This window comes from Kribbella ginsengisoli, from assembly GCF_039537185.1.
Lineage (GTDB): Bacteria > Actinomycetota > Actinomycetes > Propionibacteriales > Kribbellaceae > Kribbella > Kribbella koreensis.
Window position 1 is genome coordinate 107,325 of record NZ_BAABAA010000004.1, and the last position, 16,015, is coordinate 123,339.

General features: G+C 68.0%; 17 protein-coding genes. 6 read left to right on the top strand and 11 right to left on the bottom strand.

From position 1 onward, the window contains the following. Nucleotides 1-49: 49 nt before the first annotated feature. Nucleotides 50-1,081, top strand: a complete 1,032-nt coding sequence (locus tag ABD768_RS16945; protein ID WP_344842158.1) for a trans-sulfuration enzyme family protein — start codon at nucleotides 50-52, stop codon at nucleotides 1,079-1,081. A 109-nt stretch (nucleotides 1,082-1,190) separates the two neighbouring features. On the opposite strand, the gene ABD768_RS16950 is transcribed toward ABD768_RS16945, so the two are convergent. Continuing rightward, nucleotides 1,191-2,351: an MFS transporter gene (locus tag ABD768_RS16950; protein ID WP_343963573.1), complete on the bottom strand. Its 1,161-nt coding sequence runs from the start codon at nucleotides 2,349-2,351 to the stop codon at nucleotides 1,191-1,193. Continuing rightward, nucleotides 2,348-3,127, bottom strand: a complete 780-nt coding sequence (locus ABD768_RS16955) for a DeoR/GlpR family DNA-binding transcription regulator (RefSeq protein WP_343963575.1) — start codon at nucleotides 3,125-3,127, stop codon at nucleotides 2,348-2,350. The genes ABD768_RS16950 and ABD768_RS16955 overlap by 4 nt, the downstream gene beginning before the upstream one ends. A gap of 82 nt (nucleotides 3,128-3,209) precedes the next feature. On the opposite strand from ABD768_RS16955, the gene ABD768_RS16960 reads away from it, so the two are divergent. Beyond that, nucleotides 3,210-4,370, top strand: a complete 1,161-nt coding sequence (locus tag ABD768_RS16960) for an MFS transporter (protein WP_344841558.1) — start codon at nucleotides 3,210-3,212, stop codon at nucleotides 4,368-4,370. On the opposite strand, the gene ABD768_RS16965 is transcribed toward ABD768_RS16960, so the two are convergent. Then, a complete protein-coding gene (locus tag ABD768_RS16965) occupies nucleotides 4,329-5,135 on the bottom strand; it encodes an SMP-30/gluconolactonase/LRE family protein (protein ID WP_343963579.1) in 807 nt (268 codons plus the stop codon). The genes ABD768_RS16960 and ABD768_RS16965 overlap by 42 nt on opposite strands. 50 nt (nucleotides 5,136-5,185) lie before the next feature. Beyond that, on the bottom strand, nucleotides 5,186-5,989 hold the full coding sequence (locus ABD768_RS16970; RefSeq protein WP_344841561.1) for a class I SAM-dependent methyltransferase: 804 nt from the start codon (nucleotides 5,987-5,989) through the stop codon (nucleotides 5,186-5,188). Nucleotides 5,990-6,114: 125 nt separating this feature from the next. Between ABD768_RS16970 and ABD768_RS16975 the strand changes: the two genes are divergently transcribed. Then, a complete protein-coding gene (locus ABD768_RS16975; protein WP_344841563.1) occupies nucleotides 6,115-6,987 on the top strand; it encodes a MerR family transcriptional regulator in 873 nt (290 codons plus the stop codon). Between the two features lie 6 nt (nucleotides 6,988-6,993). Here ABD768_RS16975 and ABD768_RS16980 read toward each other — a convergent pair whose 3' ends face one another. Beyond that, on the bottom strand, nucleotides 6,994-8,001 hold the full coding sequence (locus ABD768_RS16980; RefSeq protein WP_343963587.1) for a sugar phosphate isomerase/epimerase family protein: 1,008 nt from the start codon (nucleotides 7,999-8,001) through the stop codon (nucleotides 6,994-6,996). Nucleotides 8,002-8,030: 29 nt separating this feature from the next. After that, complete coding sequence (locus tag ABD768_RS16985) at nucleotides 8,031-9,125, bottom strand: Gfo/Idh/MocA family protein (protein ID WP_344841565.1); 1,095 nt, start codon at nucleotides 9,123-9,125, stop codon at nucleotides 8,031-8,033. A gap of 73 nt (nucleotides 9,126-9,198) precedes the next feature. Here ABD768_RS16985 and ABD768_RS16990 point away from each other — a divergent pair, with 73 nt between their 5' ends. Continuing rightward, complete coding sequence (locus ABD768_RS16990; RefSeq protein ID WP_344841567.1) at nucleotides 9,199-10,413, top strand: ROK family transcriptional regulator; 1,215 nt, start codon at nucleotides 9,199-9,201, stop codon at nucleotides 10,411-10,413. Here ABD768_RS16990 and ABD768_RS16995 read toward each other — a convergent pair. Genes ABD768_RS16995 through ABD768_RS17005 form a run of 3 tightly spaced genes read right to left on the bottom strand, consistent with a single transcriptional unit; the run spans nucleotide 10,341 to nucleotide 12,905 of the window. Then, entirely contained in the window at nucleotides 10,341-11,060 is a 720-nt protein-coding gene (locus tag ABD768_RS16995; protein ID WP_344841569.1) for a hypothetical protein, read from the bottom strand. The two genes, ABD768_RS16990 and ABD768_RS16995, sit on opposite strands and share 73 nt — an antisense overlap. A gap of 4 nt (nucleotides 11,061-11,064) precedes the next feature. Next, complete coding sequence (locus ABD768_RS17000) at nucleotides 11,065-12,069, bottom strand: NAD(P)H-dependent glycerol-3-phosphate dehydrogenase (RefSeq protein WP_344841571.1); 1,005 nt, start codon at nucleotides 12,067-12,069, stop codon at nucleotides 11,065-11,067. Further along, nucleotides 12,066-12,905 carry a lysophospholipid acyltransferase family protein gene (locus ABD768_RS17005; protein WP_344841573.1) on the bottom strand — a complete coding sequence of 280 codons (840 nt, stop codon included), beginning with the start codon at nucleotides 12,903-12,905 and terminating at the stop codon, nucleotides 12,066-12,068. The genes ABD768_RS17000 and ABD768_RS17005 overlap by 4 nt, the downstream gene beginning before the upstream one ends. 16 nt (nucleotides 12,906-12,921) lie before the next feature. Here ABD768_RS17005 and cofC point away from each other — a divergent pair, with 16 nt between their 5' ends. Beyond that, entirely contained in the window at nucleotides 12,922-13,593 is a 672-nt protein-coding gene (gene cofC, locus ABD768_RS17010; RefSeq protein ID WP_344841575.1) for a 2-phospho-L-lactate guanylyltransferase, read from the top strand. Between the two features lie 20 nt (nucleotides 13,594-13,613). Then, nucleotides 13,614-13,820 carry a hypothetical protein gene (locus ABD768_RS17015; protein WP_343963600.1) on the top strand — a complete coding sequence of 69 codons (207 nt, stop codon included), beginning with the start codon at nucleotides 13,614-13,616 and terminating at the stop codon, nucleotides 13,818-13,820. Nucleotides 13,821-13,926: 106 nt separating this feature from the next. On the opposite strand, the gene ABD768_RS17020 is transcribed toward ABD768_RS17015, so the two are convergent. Together ABD768_RS17020 and corA are read right to left on the bottom strand one after the other, a co-directional pair. Then, on the bottom strand, nucleotides 13,927-14,511 hold the full coding sequence (locus tag ABD768_RS17020; protein WP_343963602.1) for an HU family DNA-binding protein: 585 nt from the start codon (nucleotides 14,509-14,511) through the stop codon (nucleotides 13,927-13,929). Nucleotides 14,512-14,745: 234 nt separating this feature from the next. Beyond that, on the bottom strand, nucleotides 14,746-15,912 hold the full coding sequence (corA, locus tag ABD768_RS17025) for a magnesium/cobalt transporter CorA (RefSeq protein WP_344841578.1): 1,167 nt from the start codon (nucleotides 15,910-15,912) through the stop codon (nucleotides 14,746-14,748). Between the last annotated feature and the right edge of the window lie 103 nt (nucleotides 15,913-16,015).

Sequence of the window (16,015 nt, forward strand, 5' to 3'; positions counted from 1 at the left end):
GACTGTTGTCGTCCACGCCGGCCGCCCTCCGCGGGTGCCGGACGCACCGCTGGGTGAATCGCCGGTTTTCAGCTCGACGTACATCGCCGGTGGAGATCGGGGGTACGGACGGTTCGACAACTCAGCGTGGGCTGCTTTGGAGCAGACGCTCGGGGCGCTCGAGGGTGGGCGCGGTCTGAGCTTCGCCTCCGGTATGGCGGCCGCCGCGGCTGTTTGCGACCTGGTCCCGGTTGGCGGGCGGGTGGTTGCGCCGCAGCACGCTTACAGCGGCGTACTGGCTCTGCTGGACCAGCAGGCGGCTACTGGACGGTTGACCGTCACACGGGTGTCGATCACTGATGCTGCGGCGGTGTCGGCGGCTGTGATCGGGGCGGACCTGCTGTGGATCGAGTCGCCGACCAACCCGGCCATGGAGGTCGCCGACATCCCACTGCTGGCCGCTGCCGGGCGGGCCGCCGGGGCGACGGTCGTCGTCGACAACACCTTCGCCACACCGCTCTTGCAGCAGCCGCTGTCGATGGGTGCCGACATCGTGATGCACTCGGCCACCAAGTTCATCGCTGGGCACTCGGACGTAGTACTAGGAGCTCTAGTCACCGCATCCGACGACCTCTGGACCGCCCTGGAGTCACGCCGCCGAGGCTTGGGCGCGATCCCTGGCCCCATGGAAGCGTTCCTTGCCCTCCGCGGCCTCCGCACCCTGGCCCTGCGCCTGGAGCGAGCCCAATCCAACGCAGCCTTCCTAGCCGAGCGTCTGTTGGAGCACCCCCGAGTAAGCCGAGTCCGCTACCCCGGCCTCCCCGATGACCCCGGCCACGCTCTCGCCTCAACCCAGATGTCCGGCTTCGGCGCCATCCTCGCCATCGAACTCGGCGGCGACGCGGCCTACGCCCAGAAGGTCTGCGAATCCACCACCCTCTGGGTTCACGCCACCAGCCTAGGAGGCGTCGAATCCATGCTCGAACGCCGCCACCGCTGGCCCTCCGAAGCCCCCACCATCCCCCAAGACCTCATCCGCCTCTCAGTAGGCATAGAACACCCCACCGACCTCTGGACCGACCTCTCCCAAGCCCTCGGCTAATCCCCACGCGACCTCCACTTCCGCTCCTCGGTCGCTCCAGTCCGCCCGCTCCCACGGTCCCAGGCCCAAGGCTGCTCATCGCAGCGCGGGCGAGCGGGCACGGAGGTGGTTAGCGCTTCATCACCGACGCTGAGGCGACTGTGATGGCGCAGAGGGCTACGGGGAGGATGAAGGCAAGGTTCAGCGGCATCCAGTGGGCTAGGGCGCCGATGAGGGCGGGGCCGGCTAGGAGGCCTACGTAGCCTAGGCCTACTACCTTTGCCATCAGGGCTCCTGAGGCGCGGGGGTCTAGGTTGCCTGCTGCGGTGAAGAGTTGCGGGACTCCGCCGGAGAGGCCCAGGCCGAAGAGGGCCCAGCCGACCAGGGCTACCGGCACCCAGGGGACCACGATGACAGTCGTGAGACCGATGGCGGCCAGTAGGGCGCCGTAGCGGACGATGGCGGCCGGGCCGACGACAGCGGCGACTCGGTCCGTGCAGAAGCGGCCGACTGTCATGGCGACGGCGAAGGCGCCATACGCGTACGCCGCGGTGCTGGTCGACGTACCGAGGACGTCCCGGAATTGAAGGGCTGCCCAGTCATTGGCGACACCCTCAGCGAGCATCAAAGCGAACGCCAACGCGCCAAGCTTCCAAACCAGCTTGCGCGGTGGCGCAACCCGCTCGGGCTCGTCGGCGGCGGGCGAAGGCTCAGCGGGGGCCTCGATCAGGAAACGTCCGGCCAAGAGCGACACGACGATGACGACCACCCCGGACACGCTCAACGACACAGCAGTCGGTACGTCGGCCTTCAACGCCGCCGCCCCGATCAGCGCCGCAAAAGCGCCACCGATCGACCACATCGCATGGAACGCTGCCATGATCGGCCGCGGATAGGCCCGCTCGACAACCACCGCCTGCGAGTTCATCGCGACATCGATCGACCCGTTCCCGAAGCCGACCGCGAGCAACGCCAGCGCCAGCGTCCACCAGTTGGTCGCAAACCCCGGCGCGAACAACGACACACCGATCAGTACGCCGGCAGCCGGCACCAACCGCCGTTGCCCCAACCGGTCGGCCAGCGGCCCCGCCACCTGCATCCCGATGAACGCCGCGCCACCCAAAACCAACAGCAACAACCCGAGGGTGCTGTGCGAGATCCCGGTCGCGTGCTCGACGTTCGGGATGTGCACGACCCACATCCCGACCGCGAAGCCGTTCAGCCCGAAGTAGATCCAAGTGGCCACCCGGGCCGCACGTGGTGGCGCGGCGGTGACGGTGTCGACGCTCAAGACAGCCCTTCCGAAGGGGAAGCAACCTCAACGAGTACTCCGCGCTGCGCGAGCAACGTGCGGGACTCCTCGGGCGCGGTGGAATCGGTGATGATCAGATCGGGACGGTCGGCCGGGCAGATGTAGGCGAGCGCAGCCCGATCCCATTTGGCGCCGTCTGCCAGCACCATCGATCGCGTGGCCACCGCCATCGCCTGCTGCTTCACCTCGGCATCACCGAGATCGAAGGCGGTCATCCCAGCGTCGAGACTGAACGCACAAGGACTCAGCACGGCAACGTCGAACCGCAACGCCCGCAGTGAAGCCAGCGTGAGCGGCCCGACCATCGCCAACTCCCCCGGCCGGGGCTCACCACCAGGCATCAGCAGCCGCACCCTCGGCGCATCGATCAACTCCTGCGCCACATGCAGCGACAGCGGCATCACCGTCACCGCACGCTCGCGAAGCAGCTTGGCGACCTCGAGCGCCGTCGTACCGCTGTCCAGCACGATCGTCTCGCCATCGCGAAGATGCTCGACCGCGGCCCGCGCGATCGCCTGCTTCGGCCCCAGGTCCGCGGTCACCCGCGCCGCGAACGGCGGCTCGACCCCGGTCGGCATCGCGGCGATCGCACCGCCGTGGACGCGCTTCAGCACACCCTGCGCCGCCAGGTAGTCGAGATCGCGCCGGACCGTCATGTCCGAGGCGCCCGTGGCCGTCACCAGTTCGGCAACGCCGACCCGGGTGCCGGCCCTGAGACGCTCGACGATGACCCGCTGCCGTTCCGTACTCTTCACTGGGTAAAACTATCATCCACTTGTTCATTCAAACAACGAAGATGTTTGAATGGTGGGATCCCGATGTGAGGTTGACGCGCTGATGAGCGAACTCCGCCAGGCCCGGTACGCCGTCGCCGCGGTCTTCTGCGTGCACGGCTCGGTGACGGGGTCGTTCGCGACCCGGGTGCCGTGGATCCAGGACCACGCGTCGGTGAGCCCGGGCCAACTCGGCCTCGCGCTCGCGTTCCCGGCGATCGGCGCCTCGCTGTCGATGCCGCTCGCCGCGCGGATCAGTCACCGCTTCGGCAGCCGCGCCGCCCTGCGCGGGCTGCTGGCTCTCTGGACCCTTGCCCTCGTACTGCCCTCGCTCGCGCCGAACCTCTTGACGCTGTGCGCCGCACTGTTCGTGTACGGGGCCACTGCGGGCATGGCCGACGTAGCGATGAACGCGATCGGCGTCGAGGTCGAGCAGCGGCTCGGCAAGTCGATCATGTCCGGCTTGCACGGCATGTGGAGCGTAGGAACGCTTGTTGGCTCCGGGATCGGCACATTGGCGGCCCACCTCGATGTAAGCGCGCAGGTACACCATGCGGTCGCGGCCGCGGTGCTTACGGTGGCCGGTGCTATCGCATGCCGCTGGGTGCTCAATCTGGTTCCGGCAGAGGACGAGGAGGCGCCACCACGCTTCGCCTTGCCACCCAAGTCCGCATGGTTGATCGGTGCAGTGGGCTTCTGCGCAGTCTTCGCCGAGGGCGCGAGCCTGGACTGGTCTGCGGTCTACCTGCGCGATGTACTGACCACCTCCGCCGGTGTGGCCGCAGCAGCCACCACTGGCTTCGCGCTGACGATGGCCGCCGCCCGGATCGCCGGTGATGCAGTAGTCGACCGCTGGGGCGCAGTACGGACGGTACGAATCAGCGGAGCCGTCGCCACGCTCGGCGGCGTACTAGTGATACTGGCCGGCCACCCACTGGTCGCTATAGCCGGCTTTGGCCTGCTGGGCTTGGGCGTAGCGGTCGTAGTACCGCTCGCGTTCGCTGCAGCCGGTCGTACCGGCCCCAACGCCAGCCAGGCGATCGCCGGAGTCGCCACGGTCACCTACACCGCGGGCCTGATCGCCCCGTCGGTCATCGGCGGCGTTGCCCAAGCCAGCAACCTCACTGTCTCCTTCATCCTGGTGACGCTGCTGGCAACGGGTATCGCCGTCTTCTCCGCCGTACTACGGCCTGCCGGCGTGCGGGACGCTCACCTCGACAGTTGAGACCAGCCCGGTACGGTCCGGGCTCAACATGTGCTCGAACCCACGCCACTGCGCGCTGAGCATGTACAGCGTGGTGCCGTCACGCCCACCGAGCATGCAGGAGAAGGCGCCTCGATCGAGGTCGACCGTCTCGAGCACCTCGCCGCCCTCCCGCACCCGGACGCATCGCTGCGCGGGCACATCGGCGTACCAGACGGCGCCCTCCGCATCGAGGCAGATGCCGTCGGGATGACCGTCGGGGAGGTCGGCCCAGACGCGACGGTTGGCGAGGCTGCCATCAGAAGCGATGTCGAAGGCGGCCAGCCGGCACGCGTGCGACTCGGCGACGATCAGCGTCGAGTCGTCGGCCGTGATCGCCATCCCGTTCCCGAACCTGATGCCGTCAGCAACGGGTCGCGCCTTCCCGTCGGGTGTCACGACGACGACCACGCCGGGCTTGCCAAAGTCGTACCAGCCGCCGTTGACGAAGACGTTGCCGCGGCTGTCGACGACGATCTCGTTGAACAGGTCGGCCAGCCCGCTCAGATCGGCGTACGGGACCAGCTCGTCGCCGCTCTGCCGCAACAGCGTCGCGTCGGCGATCACCAGCAAGGTGCCGTCGGGCGTCCAGTCGATCGAGAACGGGATCGTCTCCGGCGGCACGGTGACGACCACCTCGCGCTCACCGTCGCCGCCGATCGCGAGCACCTCACCGGTCCCCCAGTTCGCCAGCCACAGCCGCCCGTCGTGCCAGCGCGCCGATTCGCCGTACGCGAGGCCGTCCACCAGAATCCTTGTCATATCTCTGGTACGAAATCAGCCGGCTCGTTTCGACATCACCCGCGCCGGGCTGTCACGATCGCGTACTCGTTGGAGACCTTGAAGGCAGCCGGATCCTCGTTGATCTCCTGTACTGCGGCCAGCAACCGCCGCTCCAACCCGGCCTGCAACTGGGCGCCGTCAGGACGCGAAGCCAACGCCTGCGCCGCACTCACCGCCATCGGATGCTGCGCCGACTTCTCCAGGTACACCTCGGCCGAGGTCCCGGTGAGGTTCATCAACCGCCGCTCGACCTCCACCCCGAATCCGTACTTCCCGAACGCCGCCCGCAACGCGTCCTCGTCATGCCAGGCAAGCGGCTTGGGCGCGTCCGGATCAGCCTTGGGAGCGCCGAACACCTCGGCCATGAACTTCCCCGCGGTGTTGTTGATCGCCATCATCGAGCCACCCGGAACCCATGAGGTCACCCGGATCAGCCCGTCCGGCCCCACCACCCGCGTCATCTCCGCGATCGCCGCGTCGGCATCCGGCGCGAAGATCACCGCAAAGACCGACAGCAACAGCTCAGCCCCACCGTCCGCCACCGGAATCGAAGCCGCATCCCCGACAACGAACTCAGCCTGCAACCCCCGCTCGGCAGCTCGCTTCCGCGCCACCTCCACCAGCCGCGCCGCCGGATCAACCCCAGTCACCACCGCACCACGCTCAGCAGCCAGCAGCGCCGCGTTCCCCGTCCCGGTCCCCAGATCGACCACCCGCTTGCCGGCCAACGGCTCCGACATCCCCACCACAACCTCGGAGATCGGCAGCAACGCCTCCCCTGTCGGTTCGTACTGCCCCAAACCCCAGTCGAGCTCCACAGCCCACTCCCTCTACCCCGAAGACTTTGTCGGCTCCAGTAGACCACCACGCCCCGCACCCGCCTCGCACCCGAAACCGGCCTTGCAGTTGACACTGTGTGAAGCCGCAGAGTGAAAGGGCCATGATGAACATCGGAGAATTCGCCCGCCTCGGCGGCATCACCACCCGCATGCTGCGTCACTACGACGCCCTCGGCCTGCTCGTCCCCGCCCACGTCGACCCGCTCACGAGCCGCCGCTCGTACGACCTGGCGCAACTGCCGACACTCAACCGCCTGCTGGCCCTCAAAGGCCTTGGCCTGAGGCTGGACGAGATCGGCCCACTGCTGTCCGAAGGCGTCGACCCAGCTGAGCTACACGGCATGCTCCGCCTACGCGAGGCCGAACTGGAACGTCAGGTACGCCGGCAACGGCACACCCTCGACCGGGTGCGGGCAAGACTCCGACTGATCGACCAGGAGACTCAGTTGACCGTCGAAACCAAGCACCTGGAACCCATCACCCTCGCAGCCCTCTCAGCAGACGCCCTAGACGCCAGCCGCCAGCAAACCGGCGCCGTCGTCCAAACCCTGTTCGACCAGGTCATCGACCGCATGGAAGCCGCCAGCGCAGATCGGACGACACCGATCGCGCGCTACCAATCCCACCCGCCTTCCAACGAGGGCACGAGCACTCGGCCGCAGCCCGACGACGGCACGGGCACCGGCCCGCAGGCCGACGCGGGCGCCCCTGGCGCGGCGGTGCGGGTTGTTGCCGGCTACGCGCTCTCAGGAGACCCAGTGCCCGGCCTCGAGAGCTACACGCTTCCGCCCACCGAGGTTGCCGCAGTCATCCACCGTGGGCCGATGAACGCCATCTCGACCGCGTACCAAGAGCTCGCGCGGTGGGCGGATTCCACCGGGCGAGCTCCTGGGACGTTCAGCTGGCGGGAGTACTACCTCGAAGCCGCCGGCGACGATCAGAGTGACTGGATCATCGAAGTACAGCTGGAAATCTGAGAGAACCTACTTGTCGGTGGCGAAGGCATCGTCGAAGGAGCCTTCGGGCTTGTCGAAGGCCAGCGCGCGGATCGTGTTAACCGCTTCGGCGGCGCCGACCTTGCGCTCCATCCCGGCGTCTTCCCACTCGACGGAGATCGGCCCTTCGTAGCCGATCGAGTTGAGCACCCGGAAGCAGTCCTCCCAGTTCACGTCGCCGTGACCGGTCGAGTAGAAGTCCCAGCCGCGCCGCGGGTCGCCCCACGGCAGGTGCGAGCCGAGCCGCCCGTTGCGTCCGCCGCCGACCCGCATCCGGGTGTCCTTGCAGTCGACGTGGTAGATCCGGTCCTTGAAGTCCCACAGGAACGCGGCCGGGTCGATGTCCTGCCAGACCATGTGGCTCGGGTCCCAGTTCAGCCCGAACGCCTCGCGGTGCCCGATCGCCTCCAGCGTCAGCGTCGTGGTCCAGTAGTCGTACGCGATCTCCGACGGGTGCACCTCGTGCGCGAACCGCACCCCGACCTCGTCGAAGACGTCCAGAATCGGGTTCCACCGATCCGCGAAGTCCTGGTACCCCGCCTCGATCCGCTCGGCCGGTACCGGCGGGAACATCGCGACGTACTGCCAGATCGACGACCCGGTGAAGCCGATCACCGTCTTGACGCCGAGCTTCGCCGCGGCGCGTGCGGTGTTCTTCATGTCCTCGGCCGCCCGCTGCCGGACGCCTTCGGGGTCGCCGTCGCCCCAGACCCGCGACGGCAGGATCGCCTGGTGCCGGAAGTCGATCGGGTCGTCGCAGATCGCCTGGCCGACCAGGTGGTTGGAGATCGCGAAGACCTGCAGCCCGTGCCGCTTCAGGATCTCGTGCCGGCCGGCGATGTAGTTCTCGTCGTCGATCGCCTGCTGGACGTCGAAGTGGTCACCGGAACAGGCGATCTCGACGCCGTCGTATCCCCAGGAGGCGGCCAGGCTGCAGACCTCCTCGAAGGGCAGGTCGGCCCACTGACCGGTGAACAGAGTGATCGGGCGTGGCATGTGCTGGCTCCTTGATGAGCAGTAGTTGTTCAGTTCTCGACTGTGGTCCAGGCGCCGTCCGCGGCAGCGGACCGGAGTACGGCGTCGACGAGGTGCGCGGAGCGGGCGCCCGCAGCGAAGTCGGGCAATCCGTCCGGGTGGTCGCCGTCGAGCGCGGCCGCGTAGGTGTCGGCGACAAACGAGTCGAAGGCGTCTTGGTAGCCCTGCGCGTGCCCGGCCGGCAGCCGGTTGATCCGCGCGGCGGGCGGGCTGAGCGTGTCCGGATCGCGCGTCAGCAACTGACTCGCCGCGCGCCGCCCGACCCACAGCCGATCCGGATCCTCCTGGTCGAAGCCGAAGCTCGACTCGGTCCCGGACACCTCCAGATACAAGCGGTTCTTCCGCCCGGCCGCGACCTGACTGACGACAACCGTCCCGACAACACCGGCCGCGGTACGGAACTGCGCGGTCGCCAGATCTTCGGTCCGTACTTCGGCCCCGCCGCGATTCGCCCGAATCGTCCGGGTCTGCGCACTGACGTCAGCGATCCGGTCACCCGTGACGAACTCGGTCAGATCGCACCAGTGCGAGCCGATGTCCGCGAACGCCCGCGACGGCCCGCCGGCGGCGTCATCCACCCGCCAGTTCTGATCGTTCTCACCCGCCAGCCAGTCCTGCAGGTAACTCCCGTGCAGGCTGGTGATCTGACCGGCCTCGCCCTCGGCGATCCTGGTCCGCAACTCGCGCACCATCGGGTGGTACCGGTAGACAAACGGCACCGTGGCGACCCGGCCGGCCTCCAATGCGGCCGCAAGCAGCCCGGTCGCGTCCTTCGCGGACGTCGCCAGCGGCTTCTCGCAGATCACGTGCTTACCGGCTTCGAGCGCTTGCAAGGTCACCGGCAGGTGCGTGTTGTTCGGCGTACAGACGTGGACGAGATCGATGTCGGCGGCAAGCAGCTCGTCGAGCGTCGCGAACCCGCGCTCGGCGCCGGATGCCTCCGCCGCGGCCTCGGCCCGCTCCGGACTCGATCCGACCGCGCCGACGATCTGCGCGCCCGCGACCAATGCGGACCGCCCGTGCACCCGGCCCATGAACCCGCCACCGACGATCCCGACCCTGAGCTTGCGCGCTGTGGTGGACATGACGGCGACGCTATGTTGAACTTTTGTTCCCCGTCAAGCAAAAGCCTGACGGTCCGCGACGAAAGTGCTGGCGATGAGCGAGTTCGGTCCCGCGCACGGAGTACTGCGGCTGCTGCTCGACGGGCAGCCGCGGACCCGTGCCGAGCTGATCGACCTGAGCGGCCTCGGGCGATCGACGGTCACCGGCCGGCTCGAGGAGCTGGTCGCGGCGGGCTTCGTCGTACCGTCCGGCGAGGCGGCGTCGAGCGGTGGCCGGCCGCCGGCCCGGTTCGCGTTCAACCCGTCGGCCCGGTTGGTGCTCGCGGCCGATGTCGGCGCGACCCACCTCTCGGTGGCGCTGACCGACCTGAGCGGCACGATCCTCGACAGCACCACCACGGTCCTCAACATCGCCGAAGGCCCTGAGACCGTCCTGGCCGCCCTCGCCACCACCGGCCGCGCCCTACTCAAGAACGCCAAGCGCTCGGTCAACGATCTGGCGGGCGTCGGCGTCGGACTGCCCGGCCCGGTCGAGCACAGCACGGGCCGCCCGAACCACCCACCGATCATGCCCGGCTGGGATTCGTACGACGTCGTCGGCCGGCTCACCAAGGAGTTCGGCTGCCCGGTCCTCGTCGACAACGACGTCAACCTGATGGCCCTGGGCGAGCACACCACTCAGTACGCCGATGTCGAACACCTACTGTTCGTGAAGGTCGCCACCGGCATCGGCGCCGGCCTGATCAGCGGCGGCCGGCTCCACCGCGGCGCCCAAGGCGCAGCCGGCGACATCGGCCACATCCAAGCCGCCGGCCACACCGAACTCTGCCGCTGCGGCAACACCGGCTGTCTGGAAGCCGTCGCCTCCGCCGCAGCGATCGCCACCCACCTCAGAGCCTCCGGCCTACGCCCCAAAACCAGTCAACAGGTAGTAGACCTGGTCCGCGCCGGCAACCCCGTCGCCACCCAAGCAGTCCGCCAGGCGGGCAGAGAAATCGGCACCGTCCTGGCCGCCTGCGTCAGCCTCATCAACCCATCGGTCCTGGTGATCGGCGGCTCCCTCTCCCAAGCAGGCGACCACCTCCTGGCCGGCATCCGCGAAACCATCTACGCCAGATCGTTGCCCCTAGCCACCACCCACCTGAAGGTAGTCCCCTCCCACACCGCCCACCAAGCAGCCCTCCACGGAGCCGCCGCCATGCTCCTCCAGCACACGCTGGGCCTGCAGCCCAGAGCTCAGGCGTCAAGCTCCTCCGCCACGTTGAATCGAGCTCCACAAGCCGGGCAACTGCCGGTCCCGAAGACGTAGCGCAGCATCTCGGCCACCTCTACCTGGCCATCGCCGATCGCCAGCTCGCGAAGCCGAACCCCCAGCTCATCCAACCGCCCTCGCCCGTCAACCTCGAGCGAGCCTCGCTCGCCCTCCTCATCGTCAACCAGGGCGGTGAAGAACCCGCGCCCATCGACGACGATCGCCACCTCGACCTCGCAGCCAGGGCAAGCCAGCTCGAACTGCCCGTTCGAGAACCCCCAGGCCAGCTCGTCGCTCCAGCCGGCCATGCCTTCCAGCGCGAGCATCGCCCCGAGCAGATACAAGTAGTCCAGCCGATCGCCAACCGTCCGTCCCAGCTCGGGCGCCTTCGCGAGCAGGAGTGCGATCTCTCCGGCGTACCGCGTCAACACGTCCCCCGCACCGTGAGCCTGCCCTGCACCCTCGACGATCGATGCGCCCAGCATCACCGCGTTGACCGCCTGCTCGGGATCCGCGTCGCCGGCCATGCTCGCCAGCCAGGGCAGAGCGGCGAAGCTGGCTGGGTAGACGGTGCTCTGGTGGCAGAGCCTCGACCACAATTCGTCCCAGTCCTCTTGGCGCTGGTGCGTCGCCACTTGGTCCAGCAAAGCGGGTATGTCGACTGCTGGACCGTAGGCGTGGTGGAGCTTCGACCAGTCAGTCATCCGGCTATCCCCAGCGTTCTGACTTGGCTGAGCGGGAGACGAGGCTGAAGAGCATGTCCTTGGGGGTCATTTCGCCCGCGACCACCTTGGTGACGTGCTCCGCAATCGGCATTTCCACGTCGTGGTGGTGAGCCAGTTCGGTGATGGAGGCGCAGGACTTGACGCCCTCGGCGACCTGACGAGTGGCGCCCGCGATCTCGGCGACAGTCATGCCCTGGCCCAGTTTTTCGCCGAAGGTCCGGTTGCGGGACAGCGGGGACGAGCAGGTGGCTACCAGGTCGCCTAGGCCGGCTAGGCCGGAGAAGGTGTGTTCGTCGGCACCCAGCGCCGTGCCGAGCCGGGCGGTTTCGACGAGGCCCCGGGTGATGACGGAGGCTCGGGCGTTGTCGCCGAAGCCGAGACCTACCGCCATGCCGACGGCCAGGGCGATGACGTTCTTGGTAGCGCCGCCCAGTTCACAACCGATGACGTCGTTGTTCGTGTACGGACGGAAGGTCGGCGAGTGGCAGAGCTTCTGCAGACGGGCGGCGGTGCCTTCGTCGGTGCAGGCGACAACTGCGGCGGCCGGCTGGCCTTCGGCGATCTCGCGGGCGAGGTTCGGGCCGGAGACGACGGCGATCCGCTCGGGACCGGCGCCGGTCAGCTCTGCGATCACCTCGCTCATGCGCTTCGTCGTACCGACCTCGACGCCCTTCATCAGCGAGACCAGCGGTACCGCCGCCGGAAGCACGTCGGCCCAGTCGCGCAGGTTGTCCCGCAGCGACTGCGACGGAACGGCGAGCACGATCGCCTCCGCTCCGTCGGCGGCCTGCGCCGGGTCATGCGTTGCGGTGATGGCGTCCGGGAGTTGCAGGCCCGGCAGGTAGTCGGGGTTCTCGTGCCGCGTGTTGATCGCCTCGCAGAGCGATTCGCGGCGGCCCCAGACGGACACCTGATTGCCGGCCTGGGCCAAGACGATGGCGAAGGCTGTCCCCCAGGACCCCGCACCGAACACCGCAACCTTGGTCATCGACTCTCCCCATCCTCACCGTTGTCATCAGTCGCCTGGGCCTCACCGGTTGCCTTCGGCTCGGCGGCCTTGTGCTTGCGCAGGTCGTAGAGCTCCTTGGGTGGCGTCTCGCCGCGCAGTACGCCGAGCTCGCCGGCCACCCGCTGCATGATCACCTCGGTTGCCTCGTGCAACAGCTCGTTGGTGATCGGCTTGCCCTGGAAAGCGCTCAGATCGACCGGCTCCCCCGCGATCACCCGCATCGTCTTGCGCGGCAGCAACCGGACCCGCAGGCTGCCGTACGACGCGAACACCTCCTGCGCACCCCAGTTCGCGATCGGGATCACCGGACATCCGGTCATCAACGCGATCCGGGCAGCGCCGGTCTTCCCGGTCATCGGCCAATGGTCGGGATCCCGCGTGATCGTGCCCTCGGGATAAACCCCGACGCATTCACCCTTCTCCACCGCGGCCACCGCGGCCCGGAACGCATCCGCCGCCTCGACCGAATCGCGATAGACCGGGATCTGCCCGGCGCTGGTGATGATCCGGCCGGCGATCGGCAGTTTGAACAGCGACGCCTTGCCGAGCAGCCGCGGAATCCGCCGGCATTCCCAGATATAGAGCCCGAGCACGAACGGGTCGAAGTGCGAGATGTGGTTCGTCACGAACACCATGCCACCGGTCCGCGGCACGTTCTCGCGGCCGCGGAAGTCCCGTTTGGTCCAGGTCAGCATGAACGGTTTGACGATGGCCACCACCAGGCCGAACCAGAACCCCCGCCGTGGCCGGGGTACCTCGGTGGTGCGCTGGCCGTTCACTACTGCCTCCTGGTGGCTGTTGTCGCCCTCGGTCATGGGAGAATCCTGCCTGATGGCAGACCTACAGGTCGCTCCCTGGACCCTGGTGATCCCGGTGAAGCGTACGGCGATCGCTAAGAGCCGGCTTGCTTCCGCCTACCCGCAGCACCGTCCAGAGCTCGCTCGTGCCTTCGCAGTCGACACTACTGCGGCCGCACTCGAGTCTCCTCTGGTCCGCGCCGTTCTGGTCGTCACGGATGACCCAGTGGTCGCAGCGGACGTCACGGCGATCGGCGCGCGCGTAGTACCGGACCTGGCGGGTGCAGGGCTCAATGGGGCTCTGGAGCACGGTGCGGCGTTCGCTGCAGCCGAATACCCAGGCGCCGGAGTGGTGGCGCTCTCTGCCGACCTACCAGCTCTCAGGGCTTCCGAGCTGACCGCTGCATTGGCAGCCTGCACAGCAGACCGGTCCTTCGTCATAGACGAACCAGGGACCGGTACTACGATGCTCGCCGCCGCCCCTGGCGTTCCCCTCGACCCCCGCTTCGGTGTGGGCTCCGCACAAGCCCATGAAGGCTCTGGCGCCGTGCCGATCGCGCTGGCCACCATCGGGTCGGTGCGACGCGACGTGGACACAGCAGCGGACCTGGCACACGCAGTACAGCTAGGTGTCGGTCCCCGAACCGCGGACGTGATGTCGCTCGTGATGGGAGCTGCGACAGGCACTGAGGGCCTGGCCTGCTGAAAGGCCGCTACCGTAAAGGCATGCAAGCAACAGTCAGCCGTTACGACGCTGCGACGGCATCCGGCGCAGTGTTGACCGACACCGGCATCGAGCTGCCCTTCGACGCCGAAGCCCTCACCGGTACTCCGGTGCGCCTGCTCCGCCTCGGCCAGCGGGTCCGCCTGACCACCACCGGCACCGGCGCGGGCCTGGCGATCTCCGAGGTCCACTTCATCACTTTGCCGTAGGCAAAAGACGGCGCCGTAAAAGACAGGCAACGGCGAAGGCCGGTCGCCCCTGGTGTAGGGAGACCGGCCTTCGCTAGTACAGCGGGTACTACGAGGTGCTGACGGGTCAGCGGGCGGCAGCGCGCTTCGCCGGAGCCTTCTTGGCGGGGGCCTTCTTGGCCGGCGCCTTCTTGGCAACGGTCTTGGCCGGGGCCTTCTTCGCGACCGGGGCCGTCTTCTTGGCGGCGGCCTTGACCGGGGCCTTCTTGGCCGGGGCCTTCTTCGCAACCGTCTTGGTGGCAACGGCCTTGGCCGGGGCCTTCTTGGCGGCGGCCTTGACCGGAGCGGCCTTCTTGGCCGGCGCAGCCGTCTTGGCGGGCGCGGCCTTGACGGCCGGGGCCGCCTTCGGTGCAACCAGCTTCGGCAGCTTCTTCGCACCGGAGACAACGGCCTTCAGCTCCGCACCGGCGCGGAACTTCGGAACCACGGTCTTCTTGGCGCGCTTGGTCTCGCCGGTCCGCGGGTTGCGGACCATGCGCGCACCGCGCTCGATGGCCTCGAAGGCCCCGAACCCGGTGATGGCGACCTTGCCGCCCTTCTTGGTCAGCTCGCGCTGGACGGTGTCGATCACCGACTCCAGGGCGTGCTGGGCCGAACGGCGATTTCCGTCGAAGTGCACTGCGAGCGCTTCGACCAACTGGCTCTTGTTCACTGTCTTCCCTCCGTGAACTCCTGCGTCGAGCACAGCGCTCGATCTTCCGTGAACGTTATGGACTCTTCGGCGTGTTCACAAACACCAACGCGGCAATTCGGCCTTGTTTCAGGCGATTTGGGCAAAATTTTCCCTGGAATCGCCTCTGACCCGGCTTCCGAATCCCTTCAGAGCAACGAACCGGCATCAGACGGTGACGTCGGCCACAGCGCGAAAGGCTGCCCGCAAAGGGCTCTAAAGCCAGCCGCGGCGCTTGAAGATCAGGTGTAGACCACCACACACCATCGCCATCAGACCGACCGCGAAGGGATAGCCGAACTGCCAGTGCAGCTCCGGCATCGAGTCGAAGTTCATCCCGTAGACGGTGCCGATCAAGGTCGGCGCGAACAGGATCGCTGCCCATGCAGAGATCCGCTTCACCTCTTCGTTCTGGTCGTTGCTGGCGACGGTGAGGCTCTTCATCTCCTCGTTCTGCTGCTGGGCGACCAGGGTCGCGTTCACCGTCAGGATGTCGCGCAGCAGTTCGCGGAACGCGTCCACCCGCTCGACCACCTGGGTGACGTGGTCGGCCACGTCCCGCAGCGAACGTTGCAGTTCCTCATCGACGCCGTACTTGTCGAAACCGGCACGCAGCGAATCCAGCATGCCGACCAGCGGCCGGGTCGCGCGCTGGAACTCGATCACCTCACGGGACAGCTCGTAGATGCGCCGCGACACCTTCGGGTCGCCGCGGAACACCTCGGTCTCGATCTCGTCGATGTCGTTCTCGAGGCCGGCCACCACCGGCGCGTAGCCGTCGACGACCTTGTCCATGATCGCGTAGAGAACAGCCTCGGTACCGCGCCGCAGCAACTCCGGATCGCGTTCGACCCGGCGGCGGACCGCCGCCAGGTTGGGCGCCTCGGCATGCCGGACCGTCACCACGAAGTCCGGGCCGACGAACACGTGCACCTCGCCGAACTCGACCTCCTCGGTCGCGTCCCGGTAACGAGCGGCCTTCAGGACGACGAACAACGTGTCGCCGTAGCGCTCGAGCTTCGGCCGCTGATGGGCCTGGATGGCGTCCTCGATCGCCAGCTCGTGCAGATCGAACTCCTGCGCCAGCGAGGTCAGCTCGCGCCGGTCAGGGCGGTACAGGCCGATCCAGGCAAGGCTTTTCGGCGACTCGTGCAGCACCTGGTACGTGTCGGCCAGAGACTCCGGCGACGCGACCCGCGAGCCGTCGCAGTAGATCGCGCTGTCGACGACGCTGTGCCCTTTGGGCTTCGGGCCGGCCGCAGGCGTGGCCTTCTGCTCCAGGGCAGCGGGCTCGGCGGCGGTACCGGCGTACCGGCGGGCGGCGGCGCGCAGCGACGGGGTGCGGCTGAACGCACGCAGGGTGCGCAGGCGGATGTCGGACATGACAAGTCCTCCAGGTGCGAGGTGTGGGATCGATGGAAGGAACACATCGCCCAGCCCCGCGCCGCAGGTCACCCCGCGCTGGTACGCGACGGGGTGACCTGAC

What these genes read in the sequence shown, in the direction of transcription:
- ABD768_RS16960 (WP_344841558.1), top strand. Translation starts at nt 3,210, where the DNA reads ATGAGCGAACTCCGCCAGGCCCGGTACGCCGTCGCCGCGGTCTTCTGC.
- ABD768_RS16975 (WP_344841563.1), top strand. Translation starts at nt 6,115, where the DNA reads ATGAACATCGGAGAATTCGCCCGCCTCGGCGGCATCACCACCCGCATG.
- ABD768_RS16980 (WP_343963587.1), bottom strand. Translation starts at nt 8,001, where the DNA reads ATGCCACGCCCGATCACTCTGTTCACCGGTCAGTGGGCCGACCTGCCC.
- ABD768_RS16985 (WP_344841565.1), bottom strand. Translation starts at nt 9,125, where the DNA reads ATGTCCACCACAGCGCGCAAGCTCAGGGTCGGGATCGTCGGTGGCGGG.
- ABD768_RS16990 (WP_344841567.1), top strand. Translation starts at nt 9,199, where the DNA reads ATGAGCGAGTTCGGTCCCGCGCACGGAGTACTGCGGCTGCTGCTCGAC.
- ABD768_RS16995 (WP_344841569.1), bottom strand. Translation starts at nt 11,060, where the DNA reads ATGACTGACTGGTCGAAGCTCCACCACGCCTACGGTCCAGCAGTCGAC.
- ABD768_RS17000 (WP_344841571.1), bottom strand. Translation starts at nt 12,069, where the DNA reads ATGACCAAGGTTGCGGTGTTCGGTGCGGGGTCCTGGGGGACAGCCTTC.
- ABD768_RS17005 (WP_344841573.1), bottom strand. Translation starts at nt 12,905, where the DNA reads ATGACCGAGGGCGACAACAGCCACCAGGAGGCAGTAGTGAACGGCCAG.
- cofC (WP_344841575.1), top strand. Translation starts at nt 12,922, where the DNA reads ATGGCAGACCTACAGGTCGCTCCCTGGACCCTGGTGATCCCGGTGAAG.
- ABD768_RS17015 (WP_343963600.1), top strand. Translation starts at nt 13,614, where the DNA reads ATGCAAGCAACAGTCAGCCGTTACGACGCTGCGACGGCATCCGGCGCA.
- corA (WP_344841578.1), bottom strand. Translation starts at nt 15,912, where the DNA reads ATGTCCGACATCCGCCTGCGCACCCTGCGTGCGTTCAGCCGCACCCCG.